The 13,450-nt window shown below is 54.1% G+C and carries 8 protein-coding genes; all 8 read left to right on the forward strand.

Features of this window, described 5'->3' with window-relative positions; genetic code table 11:
* Window positions 1–31 precede the first annotated feature (31 nt).
* Window positions 32–898 carry a hypothetical protein gene (locus K3757_RS02970; protein ID WP_259999223.1) on the forward strand — a complete coding sequence of 289 codons (867 nt, stop codon included), beginning with the start codon at window positions 32–34 and terminating at the stop codon, window positions 896–898.
* Between the two features lie 397 nt (window positions 899–1,295).
* The gene (gene rplK, locus K3757_RS02975) at window positions 1,296–1,721 is read left to right on the forward strand and encodes a 50S ribosomal protein L11 (protein WP_259999225.1); all 426 of its coding nucleotides are present in this window, start codon (window positions 1,296–1,298) and stop codon (window positions 1,719–1,721) included.
* Window position 1,722: 1 nt separating this feature from the next.
* Window positions 1,723–2,421: a 50S ribosomal protein L1 gene (gene rplA, locus K3757_RS02980; RefSeq protein ID WP_259999227.1), complete on the forward strand. Its 699-nt coding sequence runs from the start codon at window positions 1,723–1,725 to the stop codon at window positions 2,419–2,421.
* A 168-nt stretch (window positions 2,422–2,589) separates the two neighbouring features.
* On the forward strand, window positions 2,590–3,270 hold the full coding sequence (locus tag K3757_RS02985) for a sterol desaturase family protein (RefSeq protein WP_259999229.1): 681 nt from the start codon (window positions 2,590–2,592) through the stop codon (window positions 3,268–3,270).
* A 337-nt stretch (window positions 3,271–3,607) separates the two neighbouring features.
* Window positions 3,608–4,120: a 50S ribosomal protein L10 gene (gene rplJ / locus K3757_RS02990; protein ID WP_259999231.1), complete on the forward strand. Its 513-nt coding sequence runs from the start codon at window positions 3,608–3,610 to the stop codon at window positions 4,118–4,120.
* Window positions 4,121–4,199: 79 nt separating this feature from the next.
* On the forward strand, window positions 4,200–4,571 hold the full coding sequence (rplL, locus tag K3757_RS02995) for a 50S ribosomal protein L7/L12 (protein ID WP_259999233.1): 372 nt from the start codon (window positions 4,200–4,202) through the stop codon (window positions 4,569–4,571).
* A 245-nt stretch (window positions 4,572–4,816) separates the two neighbouring features.
* A complete protein-coding gene (rpoB, locus tag K3757_RS03000; RefSeq protein ID WP_259999235.1) occupies window positions 4,817–8,956 on the forward strand; it encodes a DNA-directed RNA polymerase subunit beta in 4,140 nt (1,379 codons plus the stop codon).
* Between the two features lie 94 nt (window positions 8,957–9,050).
* A complete protein-coding gene (gene rpoC / locus K3757_RS03005; protein ID WP_259999237.1) occupies window positions 9,051–13,301 on the forward strand; it encodes a DNA-directed RNA polymerase subunit beta' in 4,251 nt (1,416 codons plus the stop codon).
* Window positions 13,302–13,450: the final 149 nt, after the last annotated feature.

The following is a 13,450-nucleotide window of genomic DNA, read 5'->3' on the forward strand; positions in this document are numbered from 1 at the left end:
CAAGGCGGGAAGTTTCTGATAAACTGAAAAAATGAAAAATAATAAGTTAAAACCCACGCAAGCGGCGCAGCACAGAAGAGGGGCTGCCGCCGAATGTGAGCAAGAGAACCGCTTGCAGAGTTTGAACTCCGAAGACGTTATTTATTGGACGGAAGTGGTGAAGGCAGTGGCGGCAGTTATCCCCACAATTGCTAAGCCAAAGCGAACGTGTTCCTACCACGCTTGGTCAAGCCTTCTAAATGAGTATTGCGGCAACCCACCTTCTGTAGGTATCGCGCCAGACTATCCGACAAATATGTCCTCAAGGTTGATGAGCTTTGCGGAAGATGTTGCGAAACCGGGCTGGCCTGAGCCAATAAGCGACTTAATCGAGTTCGCTTTGGCTTTTCTTGAAGCCGACGTCATGTTGTTCCGATCAGGTTATACAAAACGTCATTTAGTCAAACGTTTGCAGCAATCTCCGTTGTCGCCGGACCATATTATCAGAATTGATCGTTTGTTACGCCGGGCAGTCACCAATGGCACTGGGTTAGAAGAATTCCGCGGTTACCGTAGACTTGCTGCACATCTCGTAGTTAGTGGGGCGCTTCCAGATCTGCCGACATGGCTAGCCGAGAAAGCGCACTGCGCAATACGGACTGTCGACAGGGCTGAGGGAGAATTATTTGCCGATTTGATGTCAGATACTGCCATGTCGGACGCCGATAGAGATCGTGTAACGAAATCGACGTTCTTTGGACGCTTCAAGTGGGGTATGAGTTTCTCGGACTTGTTGGTTGCAGTTCCTGCGGGCAAGCTAACCGACGAAGATGCGTCTAGAACCAAAGACAATGCATACTTGATGCTGCGTTCGATCCAGCAACGACAATTCTCCGAACGGAAAACAAGAGGGTGCTGACATTCTAGGGTCTTGGCTGAATATCCGTTAAATGCACTTACTCACCATCTGATACATTCTAAAACCCTCCCTTTGGGCCAAGGTTTAAACTACCCCGATCGATGCTACCAAAAAACTCCGTTCAAAACCTAAGCCGCTGTTGAAGGCTTCGGGCTGTTCGGCGATAGCGTTCATTCGCTGCATTGCACAAAAGCGGTAACATGGGCTCAGAGCAGACGTTCGAAGGACTGCCTCTAACCATCGCTTGCATTATCAACCCTACATGCGCTATGCGACCCAAGTTGCCTTAAGGGGTGATTCACATCGTGGGAGGCGAGGGTGCCGCGGCATCCGGACCATAACCGCGCAACACATATCCCGAGGGTCGCGTCCTGAGGGTGTTGAAAGGAGAGCCATCATGGCCAAGAAACTCGTCGGTACGATGAAGTTGCAAGTTAAAGCGGGTCAAGCAAACCCGTCCCCGCCCGTCGGTCCAGCATTGGGTCAGCGCGGCATCAACATCATGGAATTCTGCAAGGCGTTCAACGCCAAGACAGCGGACATGGAGCCTGGTGCACCTTGCCCGACCATCATCAGCTATTATCAGGACAAGTCCTTCACGATGGACATCAAGACCCCTCCAGCGTCTCACTACCTGAAAAAAGCGGCTAAAGTTAACTCCGGCGCCAAAACGCCAAGCCGTGAGACCGTTGGCACAATCACGCCCAAGCAGCTGCGCGAAATCGCAGAAGCGAAAATGGCTGATTTGTCCGCGAACGACGTCGAACAGGCGATGAAAATCATTTTGGGCTCCGCAAAGTCCATGGGCATCGAGGTTAAGTAAGATGGCTAAACTTGGAAAACGTATCCGCGCCGCACGTGAAGCATTCGTCGGTAAAGAGGACCTCACAGTTGAAGAAGCTGTGGCCCTGATCAAAGGTAACTCGAACACCAAGTTCGACGAAACCGTTGAAATCGCCATGAACCTCGGCATTGACCCACGTCACGCAGACCAGATGGTTCGCGGCGTTGTAGGCCTGCCAAACGGTACAGGCAAAGATGTGCGCGTAGCCGTATTTGCACGTGGCCCCAAAGCTGATGAAGCTAAGGAAGCTGGTGCAGATATCGTTGGTGCAGAGGATCTGATGGAAATCGTACAAGGCGGCAAGATCGAATTCGATCGCTGCATTGCGACTCCTGACATGATGCCAGTTGTTGGTCGTCTTGGTAAAGTTCTGGGCCCTCGCAACCTGATGCCAAACCCCAAGGTCGGTACTGTGACCATGGACGTTGCTGCAGCTGTGAAAGCAGCTAAAGGCGGCGAAGTGCAGTTCAAAGCTGAAAAGGGCGGTGTCGTCCATGCAGGCGTTGGCAAAGCATCCTTTGACGAAGGCAAACTGGTTGAAAACATCCGCGCATTCGTAAGCGCTGTTGCCAAAGCCAAGCCCGCTGGCGCCAAGGGTTCTTACATGAAAAAGATCGCACTGAGCTCCACAATGGGCCCAGGCGTGACAGTTTCTGTGGACAACGCTGCTGCCGAGTAAGCTGCTTAAGCAGACTTGAGTTTGAGAGGGCGCTCCATCGGGGCGCCCTTTTCTTGTCGCGAGGTCAATTTTGACAATTCAACAGCGCTGCCCGTAATCTTTGACGTGGATGGAGGAGTGGCGATGCAAAGACTAAGAATAATGTTCTCCCATGCGAGCGTATGCTTCATGGCGATCGCTGCCCTGTTTGGTCTGGCTGTAATGATTATATCCGCCCCATGGTGGGCCTGGCTGCTTATCCCGCTAGGATTCGTTGCGCAGATGTTGAACGAATACAATCTGCACAGATTTATCTTTCATTTGCCTCCGCCGTCGCGCCAGTGGGCTTTTGATTTGCTCTATCAGGCTCATTACGGGCACCATGATTTTCCGACCAATCACAAACTCTTCTTTGTGCCGATCTGGATTGCTCTGCCCATTCTGTTTATCAATTTCGGCTTGGTATGGGGGGCAGCGGTTTTGTTTGGATGGCCCGCACCGTTTCATATAGCTACCGCCATTGTTCTGGTCGGGGGCGTGCTGATGTTCTTGGGGTATGAGTGGTTTCACATGACATCGCATCTAAATATCCCCAAAACGAAGGTAGAGCGCCATGTGACAACGCTCCATAATCAACATCACTTCCGTGATTTTTCGAAATGGTTTCACGTCAGTCCGGGCGGCGAGGTGATCGACCGGGCGATGAAAACAGCGATTGATCGCGATGCACTAAAGAATAAGCAGCGGGGTGAATTTATGCGCACACTTGGGTTGCAGCCGGATGACCCCCGTCTGGTTTCCGCTCGGTCGAGGTTTTCCAGCAAATATAACTTGTCTCAAGATGAAGTTTCCCGCGCCGCCATGACTTGACGCAAGCGCTGCTGTCTCTAAGTGGTCTGTAGCAGGCTTCTTTGTCGGAAGGTTGCCGAATTACAGTTTCGGTCTTGGCATTCCCTCTCAATCAGACTAATCCCACCCTTGCATCATAGCGCACGATTCGTCGTGCGCTTTTTGCGCTTCGTCCGAGATGGCGGGTGAGCTGGGAGATCAGTTCATAATTCCTGCCTGAGATGGGGAATGACTAAAGATTTTTCAGGGCTTTGCTCTCGGATGATCTTGGGAAGGACCCGTAAGGACCCGACGTCGGACATCTGTCCGGCAAAACGAGCCCGGAGGGTCACCCCTCCGATAACTTTGGAGAGAAACTGTGGATAGAGCACAAAAAGAACAGTTGGTCGACGAACTCGGCCAAATCTTTGAAAGCTCTGGCGTTGTAGTGGTTAGCCACTACGTCGGTCTGACAGTTGCTGAAATGCAGGACCTTCGTGCGCGCGCTCGCGCTGCGGGCGGGGCCGTGCGTGTTGCCAAAAACAGGCTCGCCAAGATCGCCCTTGAGGGCAAGCCATGTGAGAGCATTGCTGACCTTCTGACGGGTATGACCGTTCTGACCTATTCTGAGGATCCAGTGGCTGCGGCCAAGGTTGCTCAGGAATTCGCCAAAGAGAACCCAAAGCTGGTTATTCTCGGTGGTGCCATGGGTGAGAACGCGTTGGACGTCGCCGGTGTAGAAGCCGTGTCCAAAATGCCTTCGCGCGAGGAGCTTATCTCCACGATCGCGGGCATGCTGGGCGCACCTGCTTCCAACATCGCTGGCGCCATTGGCGCACCTGCAAGCAACATCGCATCTATCTTGTCAACTATCGAAGACAAGGCTGCGTAAGCGACAATATCGTCAAATCGACGTTGTGGTTGAAACTACACGTTGGAACACACATATCGTTAACGGAAAGAGCTAAAACATGGCTGATCTGAAAAAACTGGCAGAAGACATCGTTGGTCTGACACTGCTTGAAGCACAAGAACTGAAGACAATCCTCAAAGACGAGTACGGCATCGAGCCCGCAGCTGGCGGCGCAGTGATGATGGCTGGTCCTGCAGATGCTGGTGCAGCTGCTGAGGAAAAAACTGAATTCGACGTCGTTCTGAAGAACGCCGGCGCGTCCAAAATCAACGTGATCAAAGAAGTTCGCGGCATCACCGGTCTGGGCCTGAAAGAAGCCAAAGATCTGGTCGAAGCTGGCGGCAAGATCAAAGAAGGCGTCGACAAAGCCGAAGCAGAAGACATCAAGGGCAAGCTGGAAGCAGCTGGCGCAGAAGTCGAGCTGGCCTAAGCCGTCGCAAGCAGGGATCTATTTCCTGCATTAAATACTGGCTGGACGGGGTGAAAACCTCGTCCAGCCAAACCTATCTTGGAAGGCGCTTACGTAAACAAGCGTCTCTCTGGATAGGTCCATTGGTCGGAAGGGGTGCGGTGGGACGCGCTCCAGCATAGACCGGACTTAGCCGCTCTTATGGGTGTGCATCGCGGCCCCGGCGATGGCGCATTCGGCAAGAGACACGAAAGGTGACACGACACATGGCACAATCCTTCCTTGGCCAGAAGCGTCTACGTAAATATTATGGCAAAATCCGCGAAGTGCTGGAAATGCCGAACCTCATCGAGGTTCAGAAATCTTCTTATGATTTGTTCCTGAATTCAGGCGACGCCGAAACCCCCACCGATGGTGATGGTATTCAGGGCGTTTTTCAGTCTGTCTTCCCGATCAAAGACTTTAACGAAACTTCTATCCTTGAGTACGTGAAGTACGAGCTTGAGAAGCCGAAGTATGACGTTGAGGAATGCCAGCAGCGCGACATGACGTACTCAGCGCCGCTTAAGGTAACGCTCCGTCTGATCGTATTTGATATCGATGAGGATACAGGCGCGAAGTCTGTTAAAGACATCAAAGAACAAGACGTGTTCATGGGCGATATGCCTTTGATGACACCGAACGGTACGTTTGTTGTGAACGGCACTGAGCGTGTAATCGTAAGCCAGATGCACCGATCACCCGGCGTGTTCTTTGATCACGACAAGGGTAAGACGCATTCTTCGGGCAAGCTTTTGTTTGCTTGCCGGATCATTCCTTACCGTGGTTCGTGGCTGGATTTCGAATTCGACGCCAAAGACATCGTGTTCGCGCGCATTGACCGTCGCCGTAAGCTGCCTGTCACCACGCTGCTTTACGCGCTGGGTCTTGATCAAGAAGCGATCATGGATGCCTACTATAACACTGTGAACTTCAAGCTCGATAAGGGCAAAGGCTGGATTTCTCCATTCTTCCCTGAGCGTATTCGTGGCACACGCCCGACCTACGACATCGTAGATGCGGCCAGCGGCGAAGTGCTGTTTGAAGCGGGCAAGAAGATCACGCCACGCGCCGTGAAACAGCTGATCGACGCTGGCGAAGTAAAAGAGCTTCTGCTGCCATTCGACCACATTCAGGGCAAGTTCGTTTCCAAAGACATCATCAACGAAGAAACCGGCGCGATTTATGTCGAAGCCGGCGACGAGATGACGCTTGAGTACGACAAAGACGGCACGCTGATCGGCGGGACCGCGAAAGAGCTTGTTGATGCCGGTATCACCGAGATCCCACTCTTGGATATCGATAACGTCAACGTCGGCCCTTACATGCGTAACACCATGGCGGCAGATAAGAACATGAACCGCGACACCGCGCTCATGGACATCTACCGCGTTATGCGCCCGGGCGAGCCGCCCACCGTTGAAGCCGCGTCGAACCTGTTCGACACGCTGTTCTTCGACTCCGAGCGTTACGACCTTTCCGCTGTTGGCCGTGTGAAAATGAACATGCGTCTGGCGCTGGACAAAGAAGACACCCAGCGTACGCTGGACCGTGCCGATATCGTGGCATGTATCAAGGCGCTGGTTGATCTGCGCGATGGCCGTGGCGATATCGACGATATCGACCACCTTGGTAACCGTCGTGTGCGCTCCGTTGGCGAACTGATGGAAAACCAGTACCGCGTTGGCCTGCTTCGTATGGAGCGCGCGATCAAGGAACGTATGTCCTCTGTCGAAATCGACACGGTCATGCCTCAGGACTTGATTAACGCTAAGCCAGCCGCCGCTGCGGTGCGTGAATTCTTCGGCTCTTCGCAGCTGTCGCAGTTCATGGACCAAACCAACCCGTTGTCCGAGGTCACGCACAAGCGTCGCCTTTCAGCGCTTGGACCAGGTGGTCTGACGCGTGAGCGTGCCGGCTTTGAGGTGCGTGACGTTCACGCAACCCACTACGGCCGCATGTGCCCGATTGAAACGCCTGAAGGTCCGAACATTGGTCTGATCAACTCGCTGGCGACCTTCGCCCGTGTGAACAAATACGGTTTCATCGAAACGCCTTATCGTAGGGTGACAGATGGTGTTGTCTCTGATGACGTACAGTACATGTCCGCCACCGAAGAGATGCGTCATACCGTGGCTCAGGCCAACGCGAACCTTGATGAGAACATGAAGTTCGTCAACGATCTGGTCTCAACACGGAAATCCGGTGACTATACGTTGTCACCTTCCATGAACGTGGATCTGATCGACGTTTCGCCAAAGCAGTTGGTGTCTGTTGCTGCCTCGCTGATCCCGTTCCTTGAGAACGACGATGCGAACAGGGCTCTGATGGGCTCGAACATGCAACGTCAGGCTGTGCCGCTGCTTCAGGCAGAAGCACCGCTTGTTGGTACAGGCATCGAAGAAGTTGTGGCACGCGATTCCGGTGCGGCCTATATGGCCAAGCGCGCTGGTATCATCGACCAAGTGGACGCGACACGTATCGTTATCCGCGCAACCGAAGACCTTGAGCTGGGCGACGCGGGTGTGGACATCTACCGCATGCGTAAATTCCAGCGCTCTAACCAGAACACCTGCATTAACCAGCGTCCGCTGGTGAAGGTTGGTGATACGGTTACAAAGGGTCAGGTTATTGCCGATGGTCCGTCAACAGACATGGGTGAACTTGCCCTTGGTAAAAACGTGGTCGTCGCGTTTATGCCTTGGAACGGTTACAACTACGAAGACTCCATCCTGATCTCCGAGCGCGTTTCGCGTGACGACGTCTTCACTTCGATCCACATCGAAGAATTCGAAGTCGCCGCCCGTGACACGAAGCTTGGGCCAGAGGAAATCACACGCGATATTCCAAACGTTGGTGAAGAAGCGCTGCGCAACCTCGACGAGGCAGGCATCGTATACATCGGTGCGGACGTTGAGCCGGGCGATATCCTTGTGGGTAAGATCACGCCAAAAGGCGAAAGCCCGATGACACCAGAAGAAAAGCTTCTGCGCGCCATCTTTGGTGAGAAAGCCTCTGACGTGCGCGATACATCGCTGCGCGTAAAGCCGGGTGACTTTGGTACAGTTGTCGAGGTTCGTGTATTCAACCGCCACGGCGTTGAAAAAGACGAACGTGCGCTCCAGATCGAGCGTGAAGAAGTCGAACGTCTGGCCCGTGACCGCGACGATGAGCTCGCGATCCTTGACCGTAACATCTATGCGCGTCTGCGTGAGATGCTGCTGGGTAAAATCGCAGTCAAAGGCCCCAAAGGTGTTAAGCCAGGGAGCCAGATCACAGATGAAACACTGGACGATGTTCTGTCCCGTGGTCAGTGGTGGCAGCTTGCCCTTGAGGACGAAGACGATGCGAAAATCGTTGAGGCCCTGAACGAGCAGTACGAGATCCAGAAGCGGACCTTGGATGCGCGCTTTGAGGACAAAGTCGAGAAAGTACGCCGTGGCGATGACCTGCCCCCCGGTGTGATGAAGATGGTCAAAGTATTCGTCGCGGTGAAGCGTAAGCTGCAGCCAGGCGATAAAATGGCCGGTCGTCACGGGAACAAGGGTGTTATCTCCAAAGTGGTACCAATGGAGGACATGCCGTTCCTCGCAGATGGGACGCCGGTTGATTTCTGTCTGAACCCACTTGGCGTTCCATCGCGTATGAACGTCGGTCAGATCCTTGAGACACACATGGGCTGGGCCGCACGCGGTCTGGGCATCAACATCGACGAAGCGCTGCAGGAATATAAGCGTTCCGGCGACATGACACCTGTGCGTGAAGCGATGAAGCTGGCCTACGGCGATGATGTCTACGAAGAGGGCATCACCGGCATGGACGAGGAAGAGCTGTTGGAAGCAGCGGGCAATGTGACCCGCGGCGTGCCAATCGCAACGCCTGTCTTTGACGGCGCGAAGGAAGCGGATGTGAACGACAGCCTTGCACGTGCAGGCTTTGACACATCCGGTCAGTCTGTCCTGTTTGATGGTCGCACAGGCGAGCAGTTCAGCCGTAAGGTTACTGTTGGCGTGAAATACCTGCTGAAGCTGCACCACCTTGTGGATGACAAAATCCACGCGCGTTCTACCGGGCCATACTCGCTGGTTACCCAGCAGCCATTGGGCGGTAAAGCACAGTTCGGTGGTCAGCGCTTTGGTGAGATGGAGGTCTGGGCACTTGAAGCTTACGGCGCTGCATACACCTTGCAGGAAATGCTGACTGTGAAATCGGATGACGTCGCTGGCCGTACAAAAGTGTACGAGAGCATTGTCAAAGGCGAGGACAACTTCGAAGCCGGTATTCCGGAATCGTTCAACGTTCTGGTCAAAGAGGTCCGCGGTTTGGGTCTCAATATGGAACTCCTGGATGCGGAGGACGAAGAGTAGGGCAACGCTGGAATTTAGATATTCCAGTCCGGTCTTCCACGCGGAGACCGGACCCTCTCTCCCCCGCTTTCGAGAATAAATCTAAGGACATCCAATGAACCAAGAACTTACAAACAACCCGTTTAACCCCGTCGCGCCTACCAAGACGTTTGACGAGATCAAGGTATCTTTGGCATCGCCAGAGCGTATCCTGTCTTGGTCATTCGGTGAGATCAAGAAACCCGAAACCATCAACTACCGTACGTTCAAGCCAGAGCGGGACGGTCTGTTCTGTGCACGTATCTTTGGCCCGATCAAAGACTACGAATGTCTGTGCGGCAAATATAAGCGCATGAAATATCGCGGCGTTGTCTGCGAAAAATGTGGTGTTGAAGTTACACTGCAAAAAGTTCGCCGTGACCGCATGGGCCACATCGAATTGGCATCGCCAGTTGCACACATCTGGTTCCTCAAGTCGCTGCCATCGCGCATCGGCCTGATGCTGGACATGACACTGCGTGATCTTGAGCGTGTTCTTTACTTTGAAAACTACGTTGTGATCGAGCCGGGCCTGACGGACCTCACATACGGTCAGATGATGACCGAAGAAGAGTTCATGGACGCGCAAGACGCCTACGGCATGGATGCCTTCACCGCCAACATCGGCGCTGAAGCGATCCGCGAAATGCTGGCCGCGATCGACCTCGAAGCTGAGGCCGACCAGCTGCGTGAAGAGCTGAAAGAAGCCACAGGCGAGCTGAAGCCGAAGAAGATCATCAAGCGCCTCAAGGTGGTTGAGTCCTTCCTCGAATCCGGCAACCGCCCTGAGTGGATGGTTCTGACAGTGATCCCTGTGATCCCGCCAGAGCTGCGCCCGTTGGTACCACTGGACGGTGGCCGCTTTGCGACCTCCGACCTTAACGACCTGTACCGTCGTGTGATCAACCGGAACAACCGTTTGAAGCGACTGATTGAGCTGCGCGCGCCCGATATCATCGTGCGTAACGAAAAGCGTATGTTGCAGGAATCAGTCGACGCATTGTTCGACAACGGCCGTCGTGGCCGCGTGATCACGGGTGCCAACAAGCGTCCGCTGAAATCACTGTCCGACATGCTGAAAGGTAAGCAGGGTCGTTTCCGTCAGAACCTTTTGGGTAAGCGCGTCGACTTCTCCGGCCGTTCGGTCATTGTGACGGGTCCTGAGCTCAAGTTGCACCAGTGTGGCTTGCCGAAAAAGATGGCGCTCGAACTGTTCAAGCCGTTCATCTACTCACGTCTTGAAGCCAAAGGTCTTTCTTCCACAGTGAAGCAAGCCAAGAAACTGGTCGAGAAAGAGCGTCCCGAAGTCTGGGATATCCTCGACGAGGTTATCCGCGAGCATCCAGTCATGTTGAACCGTGCGCCTACATTGCACCGTCTTGGCATTCAGGCTTTTGAGCCCGTTCTGATCGAAGGTAAAGCTATCCAGCTGCACCCGCTGGTCTGCTCTGCCTTTAACGCTGACTTTGACGGTGACCAGATGGCCGTGCACGTTCCGCTGAGCCTTGAGGCCCAGTTGGAAGCGCGCGTTCTGATGATGTCCACGAACAACGTTCTGTCACCTGCAAACGGTGCACCTATCATTGTTCCTTCTCAGGATATGATCTTGGGCCTGTATTACGTCACGCTTGAGCGTGAAGGTATGAAGGGTGAGGGCATGGTGTTCGGCTCCGTGGAAGAAGTGCAGCACGCACTCGATTCCGGCGAAGTGCACCTGCACGCGAAAGTCAAAGCGCGGATCAAGCAGATCGACAACGAAGGCAACGAAATCATGGTGCGTTTCGATACGACACCTGGTCGTGTGCGCCTTGGTGCCTTGCTGCCACTGAATGCAAAAGCACCGTTTGATCTGGTGAACCGTCTGCTGCGCAAGAAAGAAGTGCAGCAGGTCATCGATACCGTCTACCGCTATTGTGGCCAGAAAGAATCGGTCATCTTCTGTGACCAGATCATGACACTGGGCTTCCGCGAGGCTTTCAGAGCCGGTATTTCGTTTGGTAAAGACGACATGTTGATCCCCGAGACCAAGTGGACACTGGTGGAAGACACCCGTGAACAGGTTAAGGATTTTGAACAGCAGTACATGGACGGCCTGATCACTCAGGGTGAAAAGTACAACAAAGTCGTTGATGCATGGTCAAAGTGTAACGACAAAGTCACCGACGCGATGATGGGCTCTATCTCTGCCACCACATATGCCGAGAACGGTTCCGAGAATGAACCGAACTCCGTATACATGATGGCGCACTCCGGTGCGCGTGGCTCTGTTACGCAGATGAAACAGCTTGGCGGTATGCGCGGCCTGATGGCCAAACCGAACGGCGACATCATCGAGACACCGATTATCTCGAACTTTAAAGAAGGTCTGACCGTTCTTGAGTACTTCAACTCGACGCACGGTGCGCGTAAGGGTCTGTCGGATACAGCTCTGAAAACAGCGAACTCCGGTTATCTGACACGTCGTCTGGTGGATGTGGCACAGGACTGCATCATTCGTATGCACGACTGTGGCACTGATGTTGCGATCACAGCGACTGCTGCGGTCAACGACGGTGAGGTTGTTTCCTCACTGGCCGAGCGTCTGCTGGGTCGCGTCGTTGCAGAAGACATCATGCGTCCGGGCACGGACGAGGTTCTGATTGCCAACGGAACAATCGTTGACGAACGTCTTGCTGATATCATTGATGAGGCCAGCGTTGCTTCTGCGCGTATCCGTTCGCCTCTGACTTGTGAGGCCGAAGAGGGCGTTTGCGCCATGTGTTACGGTCGCGACCTTGCACGCGGTACGCTGGTTAACCAAGGTGAGGCCGTTGGCATCATCGCGGCTCAGTCCATTGGTGAACCCGGTACACAGCTGACGATGCGGACATTCCACATCGGCGGTGTTGCTCAGGGTGGTCAACAATCCTTCCAGGAAGCCGGTCAGGCAGGTAAGATCCAGTTCGAAAACTCCATGACGCTGCAGAATTCCGCAGATGAAACCATGGTTATGGGTCGTAACATGAAGCTTCTCATCATCGACGAAAACGGTGACGAACGGGCGAGCCACAAAGTGGGTTACGGTACCAAGCTGTTTGTCAAAGAAGGTCAGACAGTCGAACGCGGTGACAAGCTGTATGAATGGGACCCCTACACGCTGCCGATCATTGCGGAAGCAGCTGGTACGGCCAAGCACGTCGATCTTGTCTCCGGCATTGCCGTCAAAGACGAGACCGATGACGCAACGGGCATGACCCAGAAGATCGTGATCGACTGGCGCTCTGCTGCCAAAGGGAACGAGCTGAAGCCAGAGATCATCCTTGTGGGTGCCGATGGGGAACCTGTGCGTAACGATGCAGGCAACCCGATTACTTATCCGATGTCTGTGGACGCGGTTCTGTCTGTTGAAGACGGAAACGAAGTGCAGGCCGGTGACGTAATCGCGCGCATCCCGCGTGAAGGTGCCAAGACCAAGGACATCACCGGTGGTCTGCCACGTGTGGCCGAACTCTTTGAGGCACGTCGCCCCAAAGATCACGCCATCATCGCAGAAATCGACGGCTATGTGCGTTACGGCAAAGACTACAAGAACAAGCGCCGCATCGCGATCGAGAGCTCCGAAGATCCGGATCACAAGGTCGAATACATGGTGCCGAAGGGCAAACACATCCCCGTGGCCGAAGGCGACTTCGTGCAGAAGGGCGATTACATCATGGACGGCAACCCAGCGCCGCATGACATTCTCGCCATCATGGGTGTTGAAGCTCTTGCTGACTACATGATCGACGAAGTGCAGGATGTTTATCGTCTTCAAGGTGTGAAGATCAACGATAAGCACATCGAAGTCATCGTGCGTCAGATGCTGCAGAAGTGGGAGATCCAGGAGAGCGGGGACACCACGCTGCTGAAAGGCGAGCATGTGGACAAGCAGGAATTCGACACCGCCAACGAAAAGGCGCTGAAGAAGGGTGGCCGTCCCGCTAAAGGCGAACCTATCTTGCTTGGTATCACCAAGGCGTCGTTGCAAACCCGCAGCTTCATCTCGGCAGCATCGTTCCAGGAAACCACACGTGTTCTCACCGAAGCATCGGTGCAGGGTAAGCGCGATAAACTTGTGGGCCTGAAAGAGAACGTGATTGTTGGCCGTCTGATCCCAGCGGGCACAGGTGGGGCAACCCAGCAGATGCGCCGTGTGGCTCAGGATCGCGACAATGTTGTGATCGAAGCCCGCCGTATCGAAGCAGAAGAAGCGGCACGTCTGGCAGCACCTTCGGCGCCAGCTGAAGATGTCGTCGGTGGTGACGTATTCTCTTCGCCGACAGCCTTTGATGAGGATAGCCGCGATTAATAACGCGCCTAAATTCTGCTAAATATTAGAGGCCCCCGCATCCAACTGGATCCGGGGGCTTTTTTCTGCGCCCCGGTCAGCCGCAGCTGAAGAGCTGCATTGGCGAAATAATCTCCTTTCTTGCCTCGCACCTGCGACGACGCATTGCT

The organism is Sulfitobacter sp. S223 (assembly GCF_025143825.1).
Taxonomy (GTDB): Bacteria; Pseudomonadota; Alphaproteobacteria; order Rhodobacterales; family Rhodobacteraceae; genus Sulfitobacter.

Coding starts and splice junctions, on each gene's coding strand:
- rpoC (WP_259999237.1), top strand. CDS start 9,051: ATGAACCAAGAACTTACAAACAACCCGTTTAACCCCGTCGCGCCTACC.
- rpoB (WP_259999235.1), top strand. CDS start 4,817: ATGGCACAATCCTTCCTTGGCCAGAAGCGTCTACGTAAATATTATGGC.
- K3757_RS02970 (WP_259999223.1), top strand. CDS start 32: ATGAAAAATAATAAGTTAAAACCCACGCAAGCGGCGCAGCACAGAAGA.
- K3757_RS02985 (WP_259999229.1), top strand. CDS start 2,590: ATGGCGATCGCTGCCCTGTTTGGTCTGGCTGTAATGATTATATCCGCC.
- rplL (WP_259999233.1), top strand. CDS start 4,200: ATGGCTGATCTGAAAAAACTGGCAGAAGACATCGTTGGTCTGACACTG.
- rplK (WP_259999225.1), top strand. CDS start 1,296: ATGGCCAAGAAACTCGTCGGTACGATGAAGTTGCAAGTTAAAGCGGGT.
- rplA (WP_259999227.1), top strand. CDS start 1,723: ATGGCTAAACTTGGAAAACGTATCCGCGCCGCACGTGAAGCATTCGTC.